Origin of the sequence: Pseudomonas abyssi, from assembly GCF_002307495.1 — a bacterium.
Lineage (GTDB): Bacteria > Pseudomonadota > Gammaproteobacteria > Pseudomonadales > Pseudomonadaceae > Halopseudomonas > Halopseudomonas abyssi.
Genome location: NZ_NTMR01000033.1, coordinates 1 through 21,027, shown reverse-complemented (window position 1 = coordinate 21,027; position 21,027 = coordinate 1). Strand labels below are relative to the sequence as shown.

Sequence of the window (21,027 nt, the reverse complement as noted above, 5' to 3'; positions counted from 1 at the left end):
CTCGCTCGATTGGTATCAGGATGAATGACAGTACTGCTGCAAAAAAAGCGGAAACCTTAACAGTCGAGCACCCTGCACGCCGCGAGATTAGCCTGATTGATGAACCATAATTGCGCATACCCATGATCCATGCCCTCTGCTGCCAGACAGGCGGCAGAGGGCTTAACACTATTTCATCGTAAAAGCCGAGAGTTTCTTTTCCGATTCCTGTATATTGACCGCCTGTTTTTTCACCCGGCTATCAGAGACTGCCATGACTGATCTATCCCTCTACCGCAATATTGGTATCTTCGCCCACGTTGATGCCGGTAAGACAACTACTACCGAACGTATCCTCAAACTCACCGGCAAGATCCACAAGCTGGGTGAAACACACGAGGGTGAGTCCACCACCGACTTCATGGAACAGGAAGCCGAGCGCGGTATTACCATTCAGTCCGCTGCTGTCAGCTGCTTCTGGAAAGGCCACCGCTTCAACGTCATCGACACCCCCGGCCACGTTGACTTCACCGTTGAAGTGTATCGCTCGCTGAAAGTGCTCGACGGCGGTATCGGCGTATTCTGTGGTTCCGGCGGCGTTGAGCCCCAGTCCGAAACCAACTGGCGCTACGCGAACGACTCCAAAGTTTCCCGATTGATCTTCGTCAACAAGCTGGACCGCATCGGTGCAGACTTCCTGCGCGTAACCGAGCAGGTCAAGAACGTACTGGGTGCCAAGCCGCTGATCATGACCCTGCCGATTGGCCGCGAAGACACTTTCTCCGGTGTGGTTGACCTGCTGACCCGCAAGGCCTACATCTGGGACGAAACCGGTCTGCCGGAAAACTACAAGGTTGAAGACGTACCGGCTGACATGGCCGACGACGTTGAAATGTACCGCGAGCAGCTGATCGAAAGCGCCGTAGAAATGGACGACGACCTAATGATGGCCTACATGGACGGCGAAGAGCCGGCCATCGACGACATCAAGCGCTGCATTCGTAAGGGTACCCTGGAACTGGCGTTCTTCCCGACCTACTGTGGCTCGGCCTTCAAGAACAAGGGCATGCAACTGCTGCTCGACGCCGTTGTTGATTACCTGCCGTCGCCGACTGAGGTTAACCCGCAGCCGCTGACGGACGAAGAAGGTAACCCCACCGGCAAGCACGCCATTGTCTCTGCCGACGAGCCCTTCCGCGCTCTGGCATTCAAGATCATGGACGACCGTTTCGGCGCCCTGACCTTCTGCCGCATCTACTCCGGTAACCTGAACAAGGGTGACACCATCCTGAACTCGTTCACCGGCAAGACCGAGCGTGTCGGCCGTATGGTGGAAATGCAGGCAGACGAGCGTAACGAACTGACCTTCGCGACCGCGGGCGACATCATCGCCATCGTGGGCATGAAGAACGTTCAGACCGGTCACACCCTGTGTGATCCGAAGCACCCCTGCACCCTGGAAGCAATGGTCTTCCCCGAGCCGGTAATCTCCATCTCCGTTGAGCCGAAAGACAAGGGCTCCACCGAGAAAATGGGCGTTGCCATCGGCAAGATGGTTGCTGAAGATCCGACTTTCCGTGTTGAAACCGATCCGGATTCCGGCGAAACCATCCTCAAGGGCATGGGCGAGCTGCACTTGGACATCAAGGTCGACATCCTCAAGCGTACCTACGGCGTTGAGCTGGTTGTAGGCCAACCGCAGGTTGCCTACCGCGAAACCATTACCCGTGAAGTGGAAGACAGCTACACCCACAAGAAGCAGTCGGGTGGTTCTGGTCAGTACGGTAAGATCGACTACGTCATCCGTCCCGGCGAGCCGAACTCCGGCTTCACCTTCAAGTCCAGCGTTGTTGGCGGTAACGTACCGAAGGAATTCTTCCCGGCCATCGAGAAGGGCTTTGCCTCTCTGATGGGCACTGGCCCGCTGGCTGGCTTCCCGGTTCTGGACGTTGACTTCGAGCTGAAAGATGGTGGCTTCCACGCCGTTGACTCCTCGGCCATCGCGTTCGAAATCGCCGCCAAGGGTGCCTTCCGTCAGTCCATGCCCAAAGCTGGCCCGCAGCTGCTGGAGCCGGTCATGAAGGTAGACGTGTTCACGCCTGAAGACCACGTTGGTGACGTGATCGGTGACCTGAACCGTCGCCGCGGCATGATCGCTGGCCAGGAAGCCGGTGTAACTGGCGTTCGCATCAAGGCTGACGTACCGCTGGCAGAAATGTTCGGCTACATCAGCACCCTGCGTACCATGACCTCCGGTCGTGGTCAGTTCTCCATGGAGTTCTCGCACTACTCCGCGTGCCCGGCCAACGTTGCCGAGACCGTGATCGCCAAGGAGAAAGAGAAGCGCGCTGCCAAATAAGGCTCGCGTTACTCTGCGCCGAAAAACGCCTGATGCCCCGCATCAGGCGTTTTTTTATGGGCGCGTGTTATGGCACCGGACAAACGTCGCCACACCAGATATCCGTCAGAGCTCAGGCCTCGGCCAGGTCGCCTGGAATAGCCAGGGCGTCGTGGGCTGCGCGCAGGTTGGCGCTGGATTCCAGCAGGTAGTGCAGATCATTCAGCAGGCTGGTGGCCTGCCAGCCGTCCAGCTCGCCAGCACGCAACTGCTGGTTCAGACGCTGTTCGAACTGACTGCGGAACAGCTGCTGCTGATCCACATAGGCGTCGGAGCGTTGCTGCTCAACTGTCACAGACAAGCCATCGGCGTCACGCCGCGCCTGATCGCTGAGCAGCAAACGCCCCTGCTCACGCAACTGGCGGTAACCTTCGCGCAGCGCCGGGCGCTGACTGTCGATATGCTTGCGCAAGTTGCTCTGCAGGTGCTTGGCCGCCTTGACCGCCTCGACCAGATCCCGTGCGGCCAGATTCAACTGCATCAGCGCCTGCTGCTGCTCGGGCAAGGGATCACAATCCAGATGACTGAGAAAGTCGACGATATCCGCGTAGATACCTTTGATGTGCTGGTGATACAGCGCATCCGCATCCTCCCGCTCGGCTAGCGGCGGTACCGGCAACGGCTCGCTGAGGGCGCGCTCGCGGGTCATGTCCTGACGAAACTCCGGCGGCAAATACAGCGCCGAGGCAATCACCTGTCGACTGTTTGCGGCCAGATGCCCCAGCTCCTGCTGCAGTACCTTGAGCGCGGTATCAGCATGCCGCCGCGCCGCCTCGTCCAAATACAGGGCACGGGAGCGTGGTTGCTCGGCCAGGTCCTCGCCGGAGACCAGTGCCGGAGCCGGCAGCCAGCGCGGTAGCAGGCGCACCAACACCGGCAACATGGGCAACATCAGCGCCAGGCCAAGCAGATTGAACAGGGTGTGAAACAGTGCCAGCTTGAGGGTGTAAGCGGTTGCCTGCATACCCATCCAGTCCGCCAGCCAGTCCACCAGGTGAGCCAGCAGCGGCAACACCGCCAACGCCACCAGCCCCGTCAGCAGGTTGAACAGAATATGCGCCGCCGCCAGCTGACGCCCGGCGTTGTTGGCACCCAGCGCCGCAATCAGCGCGGTCACGGTGGTGCCCAGGTTGGCCCCCACGGCCATGGCCAGGGCATTGCTGTAATCCAGCTGGCCGCTGGCCAGCGCCGCCAGGGTGATCATCAGGGTGGCATGGCTGGACTGCATCAGCACGGTGGCCAGGGTACCCAGCACGGCGTACAGGGCAATGCCGCGCCAGCCTTCGACCTGATATGCCGTCAGATCGAACACCTGATCCAGCCCGGCAAAGCCGGCCTTCATCTGGTCTATCCCGAGAAACAGCAGCCCGATTCCCAGCAGCACCTGCCCGGTACCGCGCCAGCGAGCCTGACGATGGCGCTCCAGCACCACGCCAAACACCAGCAGCGGCATGCCAACCTGGGCCAGGTCCAGCTTGAGACCAACCAGCGCAATCAGCCAGGCCCCGGTGGTGGTGCCGAGGTTGGCACCAAAGACAATGCCGATACCTGCCGTCAGGCTGATCAGGCCGGCACTAAGGAAGGCGATACTGAGCAGAGTGACCAGCGAGCTGGATTGCACCAGCGCGGTACTCAGGGTTCCAAAGGTCAGGCTCTTCCAGAGACGGTCCGTGCTGGCTGCCAGCCAGCGCTCCAGCGCGCCGCCGGTAAAAGCGCGAAAGCCGTCTTCGAGGTAGCGCATGCCCAGCAGAAACAGGGCAACACCAGCGAACAGCTGGGCCAGGGAGGGATGTCGCAGAAATAACAGAACGACCACGACCAGGCCGAGCAACAGCCCGGCCGGACGCAGCAACGCTGCCGGTGCCGGCAGCGAGCGAGGCTCACTCATGCGAGACCTCCGTTACAAGACGGCCGGTCCCTGCGCCAGCGAGCCCCATCGAGGCACACGGTGCCCGCAGCTCAGCGAGTCTCGTCCTGCTGCTTGCGGCCGTAGCCGGCACGGGAGCAACCCAGGCAGCGTACGAAGGTTTCTTCTGCGGGGCGAATAACCAGCTCGTGACCGGCTTCGCCAACATTGCCACCCATGGCACTGAACGGCAGGCTGACCAGGAAGGCCCCAGCGCCGACCAGCGTCACGCCGAGCAGCAACGGGCGGGCGATGACCAGATCACCGACCATGGCGAAGTAGCCCGGCTCGTCCTGGTGATAATCGTTGTAGGAGTCCGCAGCCATGACGCTGGCGCTCATCAGCAGGCCGGCAATAAGTGCGGTGGAATGACGTAACAGGCGCATAGTTAATCCCTGGTTGTGGCCCGAAAGGCATGGTTCTTGTCGCCCGACCCAACTCCTCTGGATCGATGGCATCGACTTCATTGTAGGCACAATCGGACAAATACGGAACGCACCGACTGCAAATGCCGCTTATCAGCGCTGACAGTTGCGACAAAATACCGAACTACGCTGCCCCAAACGGACTTCCGACAGCGTGGTGCCGCACTGCTTGCACAGCTGGCCGCCGCGCCCATAAACGAACAGCTCCTGCTTGAAATAGCCGGGCTGCCCGTCGCCGCCAACAAAATCCCGCAGCGTCGTGCCACCGCGTTCGATGGCGGCCGCCAGAATACGCTTGATCTCCTCGGCCAGACGCAGATAGCGCTGCCGACTGATACGCCCGGCCTCGCGGCGCGGATCGATGCCAGCGGCAAATAGCGCTTCACTGGCATAGATGTTACCCACCCCCACCACCACGGCGTTGTCCATGATGAACGGCTTGACCGCCGTACTCTTACCGCGCGAGAGCTGATAAAGACGCTCGCCGTCAAAGGCCGCCGACAGCGGCTCTGGCCCCAGCTTGCCCAGCAGCGCGTGAGGTTCGTCAGCCCGCGCCCAGAGCAGCGCACCAAAGCGACGCGGGTCGGTGTAGCGCAGCACCATACCCGACGCCAGCTCGATATCGACGTGATCATGCTTGCCGGCCGGCGTGCCGGCGGCCACCAGCCGCAGACTGCCGGACATGCCCAGGTGACCGATCAGCGTGCCACCGCCAATGCGCATGAGCAGATACTTGGCCCGGCGCTCAATCGCCTCGAAGCACTGGCCCTCTATCTGGATGGCCAGGTCCTCCGGGATGGGCCAGCGCAAACGGCGCTCACGCACCACCAGGCGAGTGACTCGCTGCCCTTGCAGATGAGGCGCAATACCGCGCCTTGTGGTTTCGACCTCAGGTAATTCAGGCATCTCAACTCTGCTGCCAGTAGGTGAAGAAGATCAGCAACAGCAGCAACGGCATGACACTGGCGACAAAGCGCCCGTTCCAGCCGAAGGCCACCCGGTAAGGCGACTCACCACTGTAGCGCGACAGAATAAGGGTGGAAGGCCCAAAGGGCGAGAAGATCATGGCCAGCGAGAAGCCGCACATCAGGCCCACCGCCGGCGTCATGATCGGCACACCAAGATGGGCCAGCTGCGCCAGCAGTCCGGCGGTCAGCGACAGCGAGACAATCGGCGCCAGCCCCAAGACGGCCAGCACGATGGTACTGAACAGCGTACCGATGGCCAGCAGTACATTGTATTTGGGTTCCTGCGCCAGCCAGGCAGCAATCTCTTCCAGTGGCGCCACCGCCCCCAGCACACCGCCCAGCAGCGCCGCACAACCGAAGATGAACATCTCGTTGTGCATGCTGACCATGTTGCCGGTCACCTCCTCTACCACGGTCCGCGGCGAGCGCTCGCGCCACAGCAGATAACTGACAACGCCGGCCGGCACCAGCACCATGGCAGCCTGGGAGGCACTGAGATCGGTCACCGAAGCCAGCAGTCCGATGGCGCCCAGCCCCAGCAGGCTGCCAATCAGCAATTGCGGCATGCCGTCAGCCTTGCTGGTATCGCCGATGTTGTCACGCAGCGCGAGCAAGCCTGTGGTTTCCCGGCGCCAGCCGACCACGATCATCATCAGCGCCGCAACCGCACCATAGGGCACCATGGTGCTCCAGGACTGCTCCGGCATCTCGCGCGAGATGATGGCGATGGTCACACTGGTCGGCGCCAGCAGCGGCACCAGGGCAAAGCCGCGCAGGGTCGTCACCATGACGCTACGCAACCCGGCCCGGCGTTGCTCGTCACTGAGCGGATAACGCTTGAGATGATCGGTCAGGGTGCCGCAAAGCAGATTCATCATGCCGAAGTTGAGAATCGAACCGATGCTGCCCGCCGCCAGCACATAACGCGGATACAGCACGACCTTGGAGCCCGACAGCAACGCCTTGTGCAGTTCACGCAGCTGGGGCAGACGCTGGGCCAGCAGCTGCATCAGCCCGAGCGCGCCGAGAAAGCTGGTGTAATAGGCCACCGAACTGGCCAGCTTTGGCCAGAGGCTGGCGTCGGGCCGGGCGAACCACACCGCCGCCACCAGCACCGCCAGGGTGACCATGCCCAGCCAGCGGGGATACGGGTTGAGACGCCGAAAATACAGCAAAAAGTAGACGCCAAAGGCCAGCGCCGCCGCCCAGCTGAGCGGCGGCACATGGCCAAGCAGTGCGCCCAGCTCCAGCACTACCCCAAGGGGCAGCAGCCAGGCAGGGGTCACGGCAGATCCTTGCGGTAGGCGCCCTTCTTGAATACGCCCTCACCAAAGCCGATCAGCTTGTCGTTCTCGTCCAGCAGATCGCAGCTGGCCATGAAGATTTTGTGCCCGGCATTGCGGCAGGTCGCGACCGCACGCACGCGGGTGCCGGCCGGTGCGGTCGAGGTAAAGTTGGTATTCAGCGACAGGGTAATCGCAACGCGGCGCTCCTCCGGCGAGGCCGCCCAGGTGCCACAGAGGCCCATGGCGATGTCCAGCAGACTCGCGGTGACGCCGCCATGCAGGGAGCTGGCGTTGTTCATGTGTTTTTCGGTCAGGGTCAGACCGACTACGGCACGCCCCTCCGAGTACTCTTCCAACTGGGCACCCAGCTCCTGAAAAAAGCCTGTTACGGTACGGGCGATAGCCTGACGATGATCCTGATTCACGGGTGCGACACCTTTTATTCTCTACACTCGATCTGGCCGACTGGACGCGACGCGTCTGTTTGGCAGCCTGCACGGCGCACAATACGACCAGTTTGAAGCCGGCGAGTATGCCACGGGAAGCAGTGTTCAGACTGTCGCCAAACTTGCACTCCCCGAGCACAGGATTTAATCTCGCACCACTTTAAACGAAATACCGTTTCGCCATGCGGAACAATCAGCGTACTCCAGGAGGCAAAGCATGTTCAAGCGGATTGGCGTCATCGGCGCCGGAGCCATGGGCCGCGGCATCGCCCAACTGTTCGCCAGCAGCGGTCAGCAAGTGCTGCTGTTCGACACCCGTGCGGAGGCCATCGACGAAGCACTGGCCTTCAACCGCAACCTGCTGCAACGCGCCCAGGCCAAGGGCAAGCTGACCGAAGCCGAGCTGGAAGCGACCGTCGCGCGCATGCAGCCGGCGGCCAAGCTGAGCGACCTGGCCGATTGCGACCTGGTGATCGAGGCCATCGTCGAGCTGCTGGAGGTCAAACAGAAGCTGTTTGCCGATCTGGAAGCCATTGTCAGCGAAAGCTGTGTACTGGCCACCAACACCTCCTCGCTGTCGGTCACCCGCATTGCCAGCACCGCCAAGCACCCGGAACGCGTCGCCGGCTTCCACTTCTTCAATCCGGTGCCGTTGATGAAAATCGTCGAGGTGGTGCGCGGCGAGCGCACCGACGAGCGTCATATTCAGGCGCTGGTGGCGCTGGCCGGCCAGGCTGGTCACTTCCCGGCGATCACCCCGGACACCCCCGGCTTCCTGGTCAACCACGCCGGTCGCGCCTTCGGCACCGAAGCCCTGCGCATGCTCAGCGAAGGCGTCGCCACGCCATCGCAGATCGACCGCATCCTGCGTGATGGCCCGGGCTTTCGCATGGGCCCGTTCGAGTTGTTCGACCTGACCGGTCTGGACGTGTCCCACGCGGTGATGGAGTCGGTCTACGAGCAGTTCTACCACGACCCGCGCTACACCCCCTCGTTCATCGCCGCCCAGCGCGTGGCTGCCGGCCTGCTGGGCCGCAAGACCGGTCAGGGCTTCTATCGCTACGAAGACGGCCAGAAGATCGAGCCGGCCGAAGCGCAGCCCGAGACCGTACTGATCACCCGTCCGTTCTGGCTGGAAACCGACGATGACGCGCTACGCGGCCAGGTCAGCGAGGTACTGAGCAAGGCAGGCGCCACCCTGGAAACCGGCAGCAAGCCGTCGGACGACGCCATCTGCCTGGTGACCCCGCTGGGCGATGACTGCAGCAGCGCGCTGACCCAACTGGGCCTGCCGGCCTCGCGCACGCTGGCCCTGGACAGCTTCGCCAACTGGGACAAACGCCGCACCCTGATGCGCCAACCTGCCGCCCGCGCCGACGTTGTCGCCCAGGCGCGCCAGGCCCTCGGCGCCGATGGTGTGCCCGTGGAGGTGATCAACGATTCCCCCGGTTTTGTCATCCAGCGCCTGATCGCCAGCGTGGTCAATCTGGGCTGCGAAATCGTGCAGAAGGGCATTACCACCCCGCAAACGCTGGACCGCGCCATTCAACTGGCGCTGGGCTATCCCAAGGGCCCGCTGGCCTTCGGTGAGCATTACGGCGCAGCCAACATTCTTGCCGTCCTCAACAACCTGCAGACCAACTACGGCGAGCCGCGCTACCGCCCCAGCCCCTGGCTGCGTCGTCGCGTACAGCTGGACCTGCCTTTGACCACACCCGATTTCCAGGAGTAAGAGTATGACTGCCTATATCTATGATGGCCTCCGTTCACCTTTCGGCCGCCACGCCGGCGCCCTGGCCAGCGTGCGTCCCGATGACCTGCTGGCCGAAGTCATTCGTGCCGTAGTCACCCGCAACCCCTTCGAGGGTCAGGACTACGAAGACGTGGTCATGGGCAACACCAACCAGGCCGGTGAAGACGCGCGCAACGTCGCCCGTCATGCCGGCCTGCTGGCCGGTCTGCCGCAGGAAGTCGCCGGCGTTACCGTCAACCGCCTGTGCGGTTCCGGTCTGGCGGCCATTCTCGACGCCGCCCGTGCGGTCAAGACCGGTGAAGGCGACCTGTTCGTAGCCGGTGGTGTGGAAAGCATGAGCCGCGCGCCCTTCGTTATCGCCAAGAGCGAAAGCGCCTACAGCCGCGACTTCCGCGCCTTCGACAGCACCATCGGCGCGCGTTTCCCGAACCCCAGGGTCGAGAAGCAGTACGGCGATGACACCATGCCGCAGACCGCCGACAACGTCGCTGCCGATCTGGGCATCAGCCGTGAGGAAGCCGATACCTACGCCGCTCGCAGCCAGGCGCTGTACGAGAAGGCTCGCGCCGACGGTTTCTTCGCCGAAGAGATCCACCCGATCGAGGTTTCCCAGGGTCGCAAGAAGCCGGCCAAGGTGATTGATCAGGACGAACATCCGCGCCCGAGCAGCGATCTGGCTGCCCTGTCCGGTCTGCGCCCGCTGTTTGAGGGCGGCGTGGTTACCGCAGGCAACGCGTCTGGCGTCAACGACGGCGCCGCTGCGCTGATCATCGGCAGCGAAGCCATTGGTCAGAAGTACGGCGTCAAGCCGCGCGCCCGCATCCTGGCCGGCGCCGTGTCCGGTGTCGCGCCGCGCGTCATGGGCCTGGGTCCGGTCGAAGCCTGCAAGAAGGCACTGAGCCGCGCCGGCCTGACACTGGATGACATGGACGTGATCGAGATCAACGAGGCCTTCGCTTCCCAGGTCCTCGGCTGTGCCAAGCAGCTGGGTATCGCCTTCGACGACCCGCGCCTGAACCCGAACGGCGGGGCCATCGCAGTCGGCCACCCACTCGGCGCCTCCGGCGCACGCCTGACCCTGACCGCCCTGCGCCAGCTGGAGCGCACCGGCAAGCGTTACGCACTGGTCAGCCTGTGTATCGGCCTGGGCCAGGGTGTGGCGGCGGTGATCGAGCGCGTTTAACGCGCTCGCGGAGCTACAAGCTACAAGCTACAAGCTACAAGCTGAGAACCCCTGCCTCGTCCTGGTTTGGGTGTTAGCTTGCGGCTTGAAGCTTGCGGCTTGAAGCTGATAGCTTCTACCCCTCATTCCCTGTCAGCGACCCCTTGCATGCAGCTCAACTCCAGCAGCCCCTTTGAATGGCTCGGCTCGGCCATCGGTAGCGTCGTCCGCGTTGTCATCGACAGCCTGGTCTGGCTGTTCACCATGCTGAGCAATGCCAGCTCCGACTTCATCAACGGTTTTGCCAGCGCGCTAGGCGTCAACAGCAACTGGCTGAGTATTGCAGCAGTGGTGCTTGGCCTGTTCCTGATCTATACCGGGGTACGCGCCTTTATCCGCCGCAAGATCGTGCTGGGTATCACCTGGGTCTTGCTTGGACTCTGGCTGCTGAGTGCACTGATCAACTGACACGCACCTGTCAGCAGACGCTGTCCTGTTTCAGTCGTCTTCACCTTCAACGCCAAGGAGAACACCATGGGATTTGCCTTTTCGAATGAGCTAGAGCTCACCAGCAGCGCCTTCGACAACAACGGCGCCATTGCCGCCAAACACACCGGCGACGACGTTGATGTGTCTCCCGCCCTGAGCTGGAAGAACGCACCGGAGGGCACCAAGTCCTTCGCCGTCATCTGCCACGATCCGGACGCACCGCTGATTTCCGCCAATGGCACCTACGGCTTCGTACACTGGGTGCTCTACAACATCCCGGCCAGCGTCAGCGAACTGGCCGAAGGCTGCGCCGACTATACCCAGGGCGTGAACAACTTCGGCAACAGCGGCTACAACGGCCCGCTGCCGCCGGAAGGTCATGGCCAGCACAAGTACTATTTCTGGGTCATCGCGCTGGACGCCGAGCTGAATCTGCCGGCCGGTTTGACCCTGTGGCAACTGCTGGAAAAGATCGAGCCGCACGCCACGGCGATGAACCGCCTGATCGGCACCTATCAGCGCGGCTGACAGGCCGTTGCGCTGACGGCCGTTCAGCAGCCGTGACAAGCAGCAAAAGCGGCACTCGCAACGGGTGCCGCCACCCTGACAGGCGGCGCCCTCGCCACCGTCGATGACCGCGAATTCACCGCATCAAGCTTGCTGGCCAGGACGCCTGACAGCGCCCTATTATGACCATCATATTGTCCTTTCCCGCTGTAACGGAACCCCGAAGATGACCGCTTCCCCCACCGCCAGTCACGCCTTTGACCGTGCCATCGCCCTGACCGCCGCTGGCACCAACCTGTTCAAGGGCGAGGTTGATGACAGCTTTCAGAACATGGTCGGCCCCTTCGGCGGCGTTACCGCCGCCACCCTGCTCAACGGCGCCCTGCAGCACCCGGAGCGCATTGGCGAACCGGTCTCGCTGACCGTGAACTTTGCCGGCCCGGTCCAGCTCGGTGCCTTTGACCTGGAGGCCGTCCCGCTGCGCACCAATCGCTCAACCCAGCACTGGCTGCTGCTGCAGAAGCAGGACGGCGAGGTGGTTACCAGCGCCACTGCCTTCTTCGCCACCCGCCGTGAGACCTGGTCCGAGCAGCAGCATGAGATGCCCGCAGCCCCTGCCGCCGACAGCCTGCCACAGCTGGTGCGCAGCGAACGCAACTGGTTCCGCAATTACGATTTCCGCTATGTGTCCGGCCTGTTCGACCCCAGTCGCTCGGACAGCACCGAGGATGCCGACAGCGAAACCCTGCTATGGACCCGCGACAATCCGGCCCGCCCGCTGGACTTTGCCTCGCTGACGGCACTGGGTGACGTCTTTGCCCCGCGGATTTTCCATCGCCGCCAGCGCTTCACCCCGGCCGGCACCGTATCGCTGACCCACTATTTCCACGCCGACACCGAGCAACTGGCGCGCGCCGGCGACCGCCATGTCCTCGGCCACGCCCGCGCCACGCGCATGCACAACAATTACTCGGATCAGGTCGCGCACCTGTGGAGTGACGACGGCCAGCTGCTGCTGACCACCACCCAGGTGGCGTATTTCAAGGAATAGGCGGGCCTCATCCAGACTAGCGGAAGAGATACGAACCTGGAGACGCTCCACAATAGGCAGAGTGTGCACCGCTTGTGGTCCCGTTTACGCGGGTGAGTAGCGCAGATTTGTCGGGAAAAAGAGCCACAGGTTGTCTGAGGAGCGTAGCGACGAGTTTTGTGGCTCCCCGATAAATCGAGCAACGCAGCGAACCCGAAGGGCCGCGTAGTCGGGTGCCCGGGGGGATTGCTAAGGGGGGGCTGGGCAAGCAGCCCCCCTTAGCTCGCCGTGAAGGCGAAAAGCGAACTACCAGAAACCATGCCGATACTCAGCCCAGCAAGCCGACAAACGCCTCACGCAACGGCGCATTCAGCAGCGCCCGCGTCTCGCGGTAGGCACGACGGTCCAGCCCTGCCAGCTGCCGGATCTTGGCGCGGGCACGCTCAAGCAGCTGATCGGCCGGCTGCAACTCATCAAAGAAACCGACTTCCAGCGCGCCGGCCGAGGCAAATACCTCGGCCTGCAGGACGCAGCGGTTCAGCCACTGCGGCGACAGACGCGCGCGCGCCTGCAGCATGGCGCCATCCGGCATGGTCATGCCAATCGCAACCTCGTTCAGCGATACCCGGTAGTCACCCTCGGTGCCCAGCCGGTAATCCGCCAGCAGCAGCATGAAGGCGGCCTTGGCCATTGCATGGCCCGTGGCGGCGATGACCACCGGTGCCGGGTAATCCAGCAGCGCCAGCGTCAGCCGATCACCAGCGGCGCGCATGGCGTCGCAGGCCGGGCCACCGGCGTCAATCAGCTTGCGGTCATAGCCACCACTGAAGATCGCGGGGCGACCGCTGATCAGCAGCGCCGCATCGGCCTCCGCCGCCTTGGCGATGGCCGCCAGCAACTGCTCCAGCATGGTTTCCGACAACGCATTGGCCTTGCCGTCGTCCAGCTGGATCTCAGCCACCCCGTCCTGCAGGCTGAACTGCAGTGGCTCACTCACGCCTTGCCCTCACCGCGCGCTTCGTCACGCAGTACCCGTCGCAACAGCTTGCCGACGGTGGACTTGGGCAGGTCGTCGCGAATCTCGACGTGCTTGGGCACCTTGTAGCCGGTCAGGTGTTCCCGACAGTGGCCAATAATGGCGCTTTCATCCAGCGTGGCGTCGTTCAGGCTGACGAAGATCTTGATCGCCTCACCGGTGCGCTCGTCCGGCACGCCTACGGCAACGCACTCACGAATACCGGCATGACGCATCACGGCGTCTTCCACGTCGTTGGGGTAAACGTTGAAACCGGACACCAGAATCATGTCTTTCTTGCGGTCGACCAGCTTGAGGAAGCCCTCTTCATCCAGCACGCCGACGTCACCGGTCTTCAACCAGCCGTCGTCCGAGAAGGTAGCAGCCGTCTCGTCTGGACGGTGCCAGTAGCCTTGCATCACCTGCGGGCCCTTGACCAGCACTTCGCCCGGCTCACCGCGTGGCGTTTCGTTGCCATTGTCATCCACGGTCTTGACCCAGGTGTCGATCACCGGCTGACCGATAAAGCCTTCTTTATAAGGCGTCTTGGAGGTCGAGGCGACCACCACCGGCGAGGTTTCGGTCAGGCCGTAACCTTCACGCACCACGCTGCCGGTGCGCGCCTGCCAGCGGCGAGCGATTTCGGTATTGAGGGGCGCACCGCCCGAGTTGACCCACTTCAGGCGACTGAAATCGACGTTGTCGAACTCGGGGTGATTCATCAGCGACACGAACAGCGAGTTGATACCGGTCAGCAGGGTGAAGGGGTGACGCTTGAGGTCGGCAATCAGCCCATCCAGATCGCGCGGATTGGTGATCAGGATGGTGTGGAAACCGGTAAACACCGAGGCGATGCAGTTCGCGGTGAAGGCGAAGATATGGTAGAGCGGCAGCGGCGACACCCGCACTTCATTGCCGTAATCCACATCGCCTTCCTTGAGGATGCTTACCGCCTGCAGCACGTTGCAGAGAATATTGCGGTGGGTCAGCATCGCCCCCTTGGACACCCCGGTGGTGCCGCCGGTGTATTGCAGCAGCGCCAGGTCATCCAGGCCGCGCTCCGTCTCGATGGCCGGCAGCTCGTCGCCCAGCCGTAGCGCCTGCATAAAGCGCACCTCGTCCGACTCACTGCTGTCGAATTGCGGGTTGCTGTAATCATCCATACTGGTGACGATCAGCGTATCGATCTCGGTGGCGCCCTGGATCTTGCGCACCAGCGGGACCAGCTTGTCGAGCACGACCACGGCGCGAGCGCCGGAGTCGGCAAACTGGTGGCGGGTTTCGTGATAGGTGTACTGCGGGTTGGTATTGACGATCACCAGGCCGGCCCGCAGAGCTCCGAAGATGGCGATGGTGTACTGCAGCAGGTTGGGCAGCTGAATGGCCAGGCGGTCACCGGGCTGCAGACCGGCATGCTGGCGCAGATAACGAGCGAAAGCGTCGGCGCGGCCACGCAGTTGATTAAAGGTCAGAGTGTCGGCGCCGCAAGAAAATGCCGGACTGTCGCCATAGCGGCTGCAGGACTGTTCCAGGATATCGAAGATCGTGGTGTGACCCAGTTCTGCCAGTTGCGCACTGACGGCATAGTGCTCAGGTGTAGACATCTCAGCCTCTTGTTTTTGGACTATTGTTTTGCACTGCGGAACGAAATACCAAAAAGATGCTAGTCTATTCAAGGCGGGCTGTGCAATGATCGAGACACTTCGCACTGCCGCCATTAACAAAACAGATACAGAGTATCAGTGTGTCACTGTGCCGGGCTTTTGATCGTGATATCTTTCCGCGCGCTGGCGACAGCAATACCTGATAAGGCACCAAACCACATTCGGCCGCATCACCCTGATGCGCCACAAGGTACATGACCCGATGAAAGATGAGCTGGAACCAACAGTAAAGGACGCCCCTGCCAAGGACCGCAAATTCGTTGAAGCGCTGTCACGCGGGCTGGACGTGTTGCGCGCCTTCAGCCAGGGTTCCGTGGTCATGGGCAATCAGGATATCGCCCGCATCACCGGACTGCCCAAGCCGACGGTCTCGCGCATGACCTACACGCTGACCAAGCTGGGCTACCTGAGCTACTCCACTCAACTGGAAAAGTACCAACTCGACTCCGGCGTACTGGCGCTGGGCTATGCCTACGTCTCCAACCTGCGTGTGCGCCAGCTGGCCAAGCCGTACCTGGATGAGTTTGCCCGCAACACCAATACCTCGGTCGGTCTGACCTGCCGCGACCGGCTGTCGATGATCTATGTCGAAAACTGCCGCCCGTCGGAATCCACCTCACTGCGCATGGATGTGGGCGAGCGTCTGCCGCTGGCCACTACCGCCGCCGGACGCGCCTATCTGGCCGCCATGAAGGACGACGAGCGCAGCTACCTGCTGAGCGCGATCGAAGCCCGCAACCCGGATACCTGGCCGGAACTGCAGGCCTCGCTGCAGCGCAGCTTTGATGAGTACCAGCAGCACGGCTTCTGCCTGTCACTCGGCGACTGGGATCGCAGCGTCAACGCCGCCGGCGTGCCGCTGCGCCTGCAAGACGGCAGCCTGATGGTACTCACCTGCGGCGCCCCCTCCTACCTGGTCTCCGAAGAGCGCGTCAAAACCCAGCTGGCCCACCAGCTCGCCATGCTCGCGCGCGATATCGAAAGGCTTGGGGTTTGACCCCAGCTGCAAGCGGCAAGAAAAACCCGGACCTGTGTGAGCCGGGTTTTTTGTGCCCACCTGAAACAAGCCCCCTCCGGTTCGGGGTTCGCTTGAAGCTTGCAGCTGTGATGAATCCGGCCATCGCTAGCGACGGCCGGATTCATCACCTTAACTAATAAACCCCCATTTCCTTTTCCCGAGGCATCGACAAGCGGTTTTATTTTTTGTATTTTGCCTAGCGAAACATGATTCCGCTATTTCGCGTAGTGAAACACACCCAACAAAACAGACGGAGATCGAGCATGTCTGATGTGGTCACTCTGGAGCGCAAAGGCGCCATCGCGGTCGTTACCGTGAACAATCCCCCGGTCAATGCCCTCGGCATCGCCGTGCGTGAAGGCCTGCAGCAAAGCTTCAAAGCTGCCGAAGCCGATCCGGACGTCAAGGCGATCGTCCTGGTCTGTGAAGGCATGACCTTCATGGCCGGCGCGGACATCAAGGAATTCGGCAAGCCGCCGAAGGAGCCGAGCCTGCCTGACGTGGTCAACGGCATCGAAGCCGGCAGCAAGCCGAGCGTTGCTGTCATCCACGGCACCGCCCTGGGCGGCGGCCTGGAAGTGGCCGTCAGCTGCCACTACCGTATCGCCGTCAAGAGCGCCAAGGTGGGTCTGCCGGAAGTGAAACTGGGCCTGCTGCCGGGTGCTGGCGGTACCCAGCGCCTGCCGCGCCTGGTTGGCGTTGCCAAGGCCCTGGACATGATCGTCAGCGGCAACCCGATCGGTGCCGTGGAAGCGCACGATCTGGGCGTGATCGACGAGCTGGTTGAGGGCGACCTGACCGCTGCCGGTATCGCTTTTGCCGAGAAGCTGCTGGCCGAAGGCAAGGGTCCGCGTCGCACCGGTGAGCGTACCGACAAGCTCGACGGCGTCGACAACGCCGCCGCTGTTGCTGCCAAGCGCGCCGAAATCGAGAAGAAGATGCCGGGTCTGTTTTCGCCCCAGCGCTGCGTCTCCGCCGTTGAAGCCGCTTTTGCCCTGCCGCTGGCTGAGGGCCTGAAGCGCGAGCGCGAGCTGTTCGGCGAGTGCCTGGTCTCTCCTCAGCGCGCCGCGCTGGTTCACGCCTTCTTCTCCGAGCGTCAAGCCTCCAAGATCAACGACCTGCCGAAAGACACCCCGGTGCGCGACTTCAAGTCGGCCGCTGTCATCGGTGGCGGCACCATGGGCGTCGGCATTGCCATCTGCTTCGCCAACGCCGGTATTCCGGTGAAGATTCTGGAAATCAGCTCAGAAGCCCGCGACAAAGCCCTTGAGCGCGCCCGTGACACCTACGGCATGAGCGTCAAGCGCGGCAGCCTGAGCCAGGACGCGCTGGAACAACGCATGACCCTGATCAGCGGCGTGACCGACTATGCCGACCTGTCCGACGTCGACGTTGTTGTCGAAGCCGTGTTCGAAGACATGGGCGTCAAGCAGAAGGTCTTCGAAGCACTGGACGCCAACTGCAAGCCCGGCGCCATTCTGGCCTCCAACACCAGCTCGCTGGACCTGAACGCCATCGCCGAGTTCACCAAGCGCCCGCAGGATGTGGTTGGCCTGCACTTCTTCAGCCCGGCCAACGTGATGCGCCTGCTGGAAGTAGTGCGTGGCGAGAAAACCGCCAACGACGTACTGGCTACCGCAATGGCGATCGGCAAGAAGCTGAAGAAAGTCTCGGTGCCGGTGGGCGTGTGCGACGGCTTTGTCGGCAACCGCATGGTATTCCAGTACGGCCGCGAGTCCGAGTTCCTGCTGGAAGAAGGCGGTACCCCGGAGCAGATCGACGGCGCCCTGCGCAAGTTCGGTCTGGCCATGGGCCCGTTCGCCATGCGCGACCTGTCCGGTCTGGATATCGGCCTGGCGATTCGTACCCGTCAGCGTCAGACCCTGCCGGCCGAGTTCAAGCTGCCGGTCGTATTGGATAAGATGGCCGAAGCCGGCCTGCTCGGCCAGAAGACCGGCAAAGGCTTCTACGTTTACGAGAAGGGCTCGCGCACCCCGCTGCCCAACCCGGAACTGCCGGCCATCATGGAAGCCGCTTCCAAGGAGCAGGGCATTGAGCGTCGTGAGCTGAGCGATGAGTACATCATCGAGCGCACCATCTACGCCCTGATCAACGAAGGCGCCAAGATTCTGGAAGAAGGCGTTGCCCAGCGCGCCAGCGACATCGACGTCATCTACCTGAACGGCTACGGCTTCCCCGCGCATCAGGGCGGCCCGATGTTCTATGCTGACGCGGTCGGCTTGGATCGCGTGTACGCCCGCATCTGCGAATTCCACGAACAACATGGCGCCTGGTGGAAGCCGGCCGCCCTGCTGGAAAAACTGGCCAAGGAAGGGCGCAAGTTCGCCGACCTGTGATGAATCAGTACGGTCAGCCCACGGGCTGACCGTCGGATACCCGTATTACAACGAGGAACCACAATGGAAATCCATTTTTCTCCCGAACAGCTCGCCTTCCGTGATGAAGTGCGTGAATTCCTGAAGCAGGAGCTGCCTGCCGACATCGCTCAGAAGGTCAAGCTGGGCAAACACCTGCACAAGGCAGACCACGAGCGCTGGCAGAAAATCCTGTCCAAGCGCGGCTGGTACGCGCCGGGCTGGCCGGTAGAGCACGGCGGCACCACCTGGGGCCCGATCGAGAAGCACATCTTCGACGAAGAGTCCGCCGCTGCCGGCGCACCACGTCTGGTGCCCTTCGGCGTCAACATGGTTGCTCCGGTGATCATCAAGTTCGGCACCGAAGAGCAGAAAGCCACCTACCTGCCGCGCATCCTCGACGGCACTGACTGGTGGTGTCAGGGTTACTCCGAGCCGGGCGCCGGTTCCGACCTGGCCTCGCTGAAGACCCGCGCCGTGCGCGATGGCGATCACTACATCGTCAACGGTCAGAAAACCTGGACTACCCTGGGCCAGCACGCCAACTGGATCTTCTGTCTGGTGCGTACCGATCCCGAAGCCCAGCAGCAGCGTGGTATCTCCTTCCTGCTGATCGACATGGCGACCCCGGGTATCACCGTTCGCCCGATCATCACCCTGGACGGCGACCACGAAGTCAACGAAGTCTTCTTCGACGACGTCAAGGTCCCGGTCGAGAACCTGGTCGGTGAAGAGAACAAGGGCTGGACCTGTGCCAAGTACCTGCTGACCCACGAGCGTACCGGCCTGGCTGGTATCGGTGCGTCCAAGGCCGCGCTGACCAACCTCAAGCGCATCGCCTCCAAGCAGCAGAAGAACGGCAAGCCGCTGCTCGAAGACGCGCTGTTCCGCAGCCAGATCGCCGAAGTCGAAATGTCGCTGATGGCGGCGGAAATGAGCACCCTGCGTATCGTTGCCGCAGCGTCCGAAGGCGGCGTGCCGGGCTCCGAGAGTTCCATCCTGAAGGTGCAAGGCACCGAAATCCGTCAGGCCATCACGCACCTGATGCGCAAGGCGCTGGGTCCGTATGCCCTGCCCTTCCTGCCGGAAGAAATGGAACTGGACTACGACGGCGAGATGCTGGTTGATGACTACGCGGCCACCCCGGCGTCGCAGTACTTCAACATGCGCAAACTGTCGATCTTCGGTGGATCCAACGAGATCCAGAAGAACATCGTCTCGAAAATGATTCTTGAGCTCTGAGGAGGCCGACCGTGGATTTCAAATTGACCGAAGAGCAGCAAATGCTCAAAGAAACCGCCGAACGCCTGGTTCGCGACGTTTACGATTTCGAAAGCCGTAACAAATTCAGCGCCAGCGAAGCCGGTTTCAGCACCGCCTTCTGGCAACAGCTGGGTGAGCTGGGCCTGACCGCCATTCCGTTCTCTGAAGAACTGGGCGGCTTCGGTGGCACCGGCGTTGAGACCATGCTGATCATGGAACAGCTGGGCAAGGGCATCTGCCTGGAACCCTACATGGAGTCCGTGGTGCTGGCCGGCGGCCTGATCGGCCAGCTGGGCAGCGATACCCAGAAAGAAGAACTGCTGGGCGGCATCGCCACCGGTGAGCTGCAAGCTGCCGTTGCACTCGACGAGCTGAACAGCCACTACGACCTGGCCAACGTCACCACCACGGCCACCGAGCAAGGCGGCAGCTGGAGCCTGAGTGGCCGCAAGGGTGTTGTGATCGGCGGTCAGACTGCCGGCAAGATTCTGGTCTCTGCCCGTACCGCTGGCAACAGCCGTGACGAGCAAGGCATCAGCCTGTTCGTGGTGGACCCGAACGCAGCTGGCGTAACCCGCCGCGTGTACGCCACCGTTGACGGTCGCAAAGCCTGCGAGCTGTTCCTGGACAACGCGCCAGGCGAGCTGCTGGGCGAAGCCGGCAAGGCCTTCGACGCCATTCGCTACCAGAGCGGCCGCGCCATCGCTGCCCTGTGTGCCGAAGCGGTCGGTGCCATGCGCACTGCCTGCGACCTGACCCTGGACTACCTGAAGACCCGCAAGCAGTTCGGCGTGCCGATCGGCAAGTTCCAGGTCCTGCAACACCGCATGGTCGACATGATCAGCGAACTGGAGCGTGCCACCTCCATGGCCATTCTGGCCGCCTCGCTGGCAGACGATGCCGACAGCGCCGAGCGCAGCGCCAAGCTGGCCGCCGCCAAGTTCATCGTCAACCGCGCAGGTCGCTACGTGGCCGAGCAGTGCATCCAGCTGCATGGCGGTATCGCCATGACCTGGGAGTACAACGGCGCCCACTACGCCAAGCGCCTGGTCATGATCAGCCACCAGTTTGGTGATGATGACCACCACCTGGAAGCTTACGCAGCGCAACTCGGCGCCGCGTAATTCCCTTCAGGACTGCCGGGTTGGCGACAATCGGTCACTAACCCGGCATTTTTGTCCAACAAAGCGACAATTTGTACTTTCGGGCGCTCACTCTGCCCGGTATCCTATGCACCCCTTTTAACGTCATGCGCCCGCGGGCGTCTCAAGACTTGTGGAGGACTAACGTCCATGAAAATCCTCGTTGCCGTTAAGCGCGTGGTTGATTACAACGTCAAGGTT

Annotated in this window: 17 protein-coding genes; 10 read left to right on the top strand and 7 right to left on the bottom strand. The window is 62.3% G+C overall.

The features are described from left to right. Positions 1-253: 253 nt before the first annotated feature. The gene (gene fusA, locus CNQ84_RS19000; RefSeq protein WP_096006356.1) at positions 254-2,338 is read left to right on the top strand and encodes an elongation factor G; all 2,085 of its coding nucleotides are present in this window, start codon (positions 254-256) and stop codon (positions 2,336-2,338) included. 112 nt (positions 2,339-2,450) lie between these two features. Here fusA and CNQ84_RS18995 read toward each other — a convergent pair whose 3' ends face one another. The 5 genes from CNQ84_RS18995 to CNQ84_RS18975 all read right to left on the bottom strand — a co-directional run bounded on the left by CNQ84_RS18995 (position 2,451) and on the right by CNQ84_RS18975 (position 7,387). Continuing rightward, on the bottom strand, positions 2,451-4,265 hold the full coding sequence (locus tag CNQ84_RS18995; protein ID WP_096006355.1) for a Na/Pi cotransporter family protein: 1,815 nt from the start codon (positions 4,263-4,265) through the stop codon (positions 2,451-2,453). 71 nt (positions 4,266-4,336) lie between these two features. After that, on the bottom strand, positions 4,337-4,669 hold the full coding sequence (locus CNQ84_RS18990) for a multidrug transporter (protein ID WP_096006354.1): 333 nt from the start codon (positions 4,667-4,669) through the stop codon (positions 4,337-4,339). Positions 4,670-4,801: 132 nt separating this feature from the next. After that, positions 4,802-5,614 (bottom strand): bifunctional DNA-formamidopyrimidine glycosylase/DNA-(apurinic or apyrimidinic site) lyase, encoded by an 813-nt coding sequence (gene mutM, locus CNQ84_RS18985; RefSeq protein WP_096006353.1) that lies wholly within the window; start codon positions 5,612-5,614, stop codon positions 4,802-4,804. Position 5,615: 1 nt separating this feature from the next. After that, on the bottom strand, positions 5,616-6,962 hold the full coding sequence (locus CNQ84_RS18980; RefSeq protein ID WP_096006352.1) for a hypothetical protein: 1,347 nt from the start codon (positions 6,960-6,962) through the stop codon (positions 5,616-5,618). Next, positions 6,959-7,387 (bottom strand): PaaI family thioesterase, encoded by a 429-nt coding sequence (locus CNQ84_RS18975; protein WP_096006351.1) that lies wholly within the window; start codon positions 7,385-7,387, stop codon positions 6,959-6,961. Before CNQ84_RS18975 ends, CNQ84_RS18980 begins: the two co-directional genes overlap by 4 nt. Before the next feature lie 238 nt (positions 7,388-7,625). Between CNQ84_RS18975 and CNQ84_RS18970 the strand changes: the two genes are divergently transcribed. From CNQ84_RS18970 to CNQ84_RS18950, 5 genes are all read left to right on the top strand, one after another. Further along, complete coding sequence (locus CNQ84_RS18970; RefSeq protein WP_096006350.1) at positions 7,626-9,140, top strand: 3-hydroxyacyl-CoA dehydrogenase; 1,515 nt, start codon at positions 7,626-7,628, stop codon at positions 9,138-9,140. 4 nt (positions 9,141-9,144) lie between these two features. Then, a complete protein-coding gene (locus CNQ84_RS18965; protein ID WP_096006349.1) occupies positions 9,145-10,344 on the top strand; it encodes a 3-oxoadipyl-CoA thiolase in 1,200 nt (399 codons plus the stop codon). A gap of 147 nt (positions 10,345-10,491) precedes the next feature. Beyond that, positions 10,492-10,791, top strand: coding sequence for a hypothetical protein (locus tag CNQ84_RS18960; RefSeq protein ID WP_096006348.1), 300 nt, complete (start codon positions 10,492-10,494; stop codon positions 10,789-10,791). 66 nt (positions 10,792-10,857) lie between these two features. Continuing rightward, positions 10,858-11,340, top strand: a complete 483-nt coding sequence (locus tag CNQ84_RS18955; RefSeq protein ID WP_096006347.1) for a YbhB/YbcL family Raf kinase inhibitor-like protein — start codon at positions 10,858-10,860, stop codon at positions 11,338-11,340. A gap of 205 nt (positions 11,341-11,545) precedes the next feature. After that, positions 11,546-12,370: an acyl-CoA thioesterase gene (locus tag CNQ84_RS18950; protein ID WP_096006346.1), complete on the top strand. Its 825-nt coding sequence runs from the start codon at positions 11,546-11,548 to the stop codon at positions 12,368-12,370. A gap of 307 nt (positions 12,371-12,677) precedes the next feature. Here CNQ84_RS18950 and CNQ84_RS18945 read toward each other — a convergent pair whose 3' ends face one another. Then, a complete protein-coding gene (locus CNQ84_RS18945) occupies positions 12,678-13,346 on the bottom strand; it encodes a crotonase/enoyl-CoA hydratase family protein (RefSeq protein WP_096006345.1) in 669 nt (222 codons plus the stop codon). Then, positions 13,343-14,968, bottom strand: coding sequence for an AMP-binding protein (locus tag CNQ84_RS18940; protein WP_096006344.1), 1,626 nt, complete (start codon positions 14,966-14,968; stop codon positions 13,343-13,345). Before CNQ84_RS18940 ends, CNQ84_RS18945 begins: the two co-directional genes overlap by 4 nt. A 262-nt stretch (positions 14,969-15,230) precedes the next feature. Between CNQ84_RS18940 and CNQ84_RS18935 the strand changes: the two genes are divergently transcribed. The 4 genes from CNQ84_RS18935 to CNQ84_RS18920 all read left to right on the top strand — a co-directional run bounded on the left by CNQ84_RS18935 (position 15,231) and on the right by CNQ84_RS18920 (position 20,808). Beyond that, on the top strand, positions 15,231-16,025 hold the full coding sequence (locus CNQ84_RS18935; RefSeq protein WP_065335774.1) for an IclR family transcriptional regulator: 795 nt from the start codon (positions 15,231-15,233) through the stop codon (positions 16,023-16,025). A gap of 284 nt (positions 16,026-16,309) precedes the next feature. After that, the gene (locus CNQ84_RS18930) at positions 16,310-18,403 is read left to right on the top strand and encodes a 3-hydroxyacyl-CoA dehydrogenase NAD-binding domain-containing protein (RefSeq protein WP_096006343.1); all 2,094 of its coding nucleotides are present in this window, start codon (positions 16,310-16,312) and stop codon (positions 18,401-18,403) included. 63 nt (positions 18,404-18,466) lie between these two features. Beyond that, positions 18,467-19,663, top strand: a complete 1,197-nt coding sequence (locus CNQ84_RS18925) for an acyl-CoA dehydrogenase family protein (RefSeq protein ID WP_096006342.1) — start codon at positions 18,467-18,469, stop codon at positions 19,661-19,663. An 11-nt stretch (positions 19,664-19,674) separates the two neighbouring features. After that, complete coding sequence (locus tag CNQ84_RS18920) at positions 19,675-20,808, top strand: acyl-CoA dehydrogenase family protein (RefSeq protein WP_096006341.1); 1,134 nt, start codon at positions 19,675-19,677, stop codon at positions 20,806-20,808. Positions 20,809-21,027 lie beyond the last annotated feature (219 nt).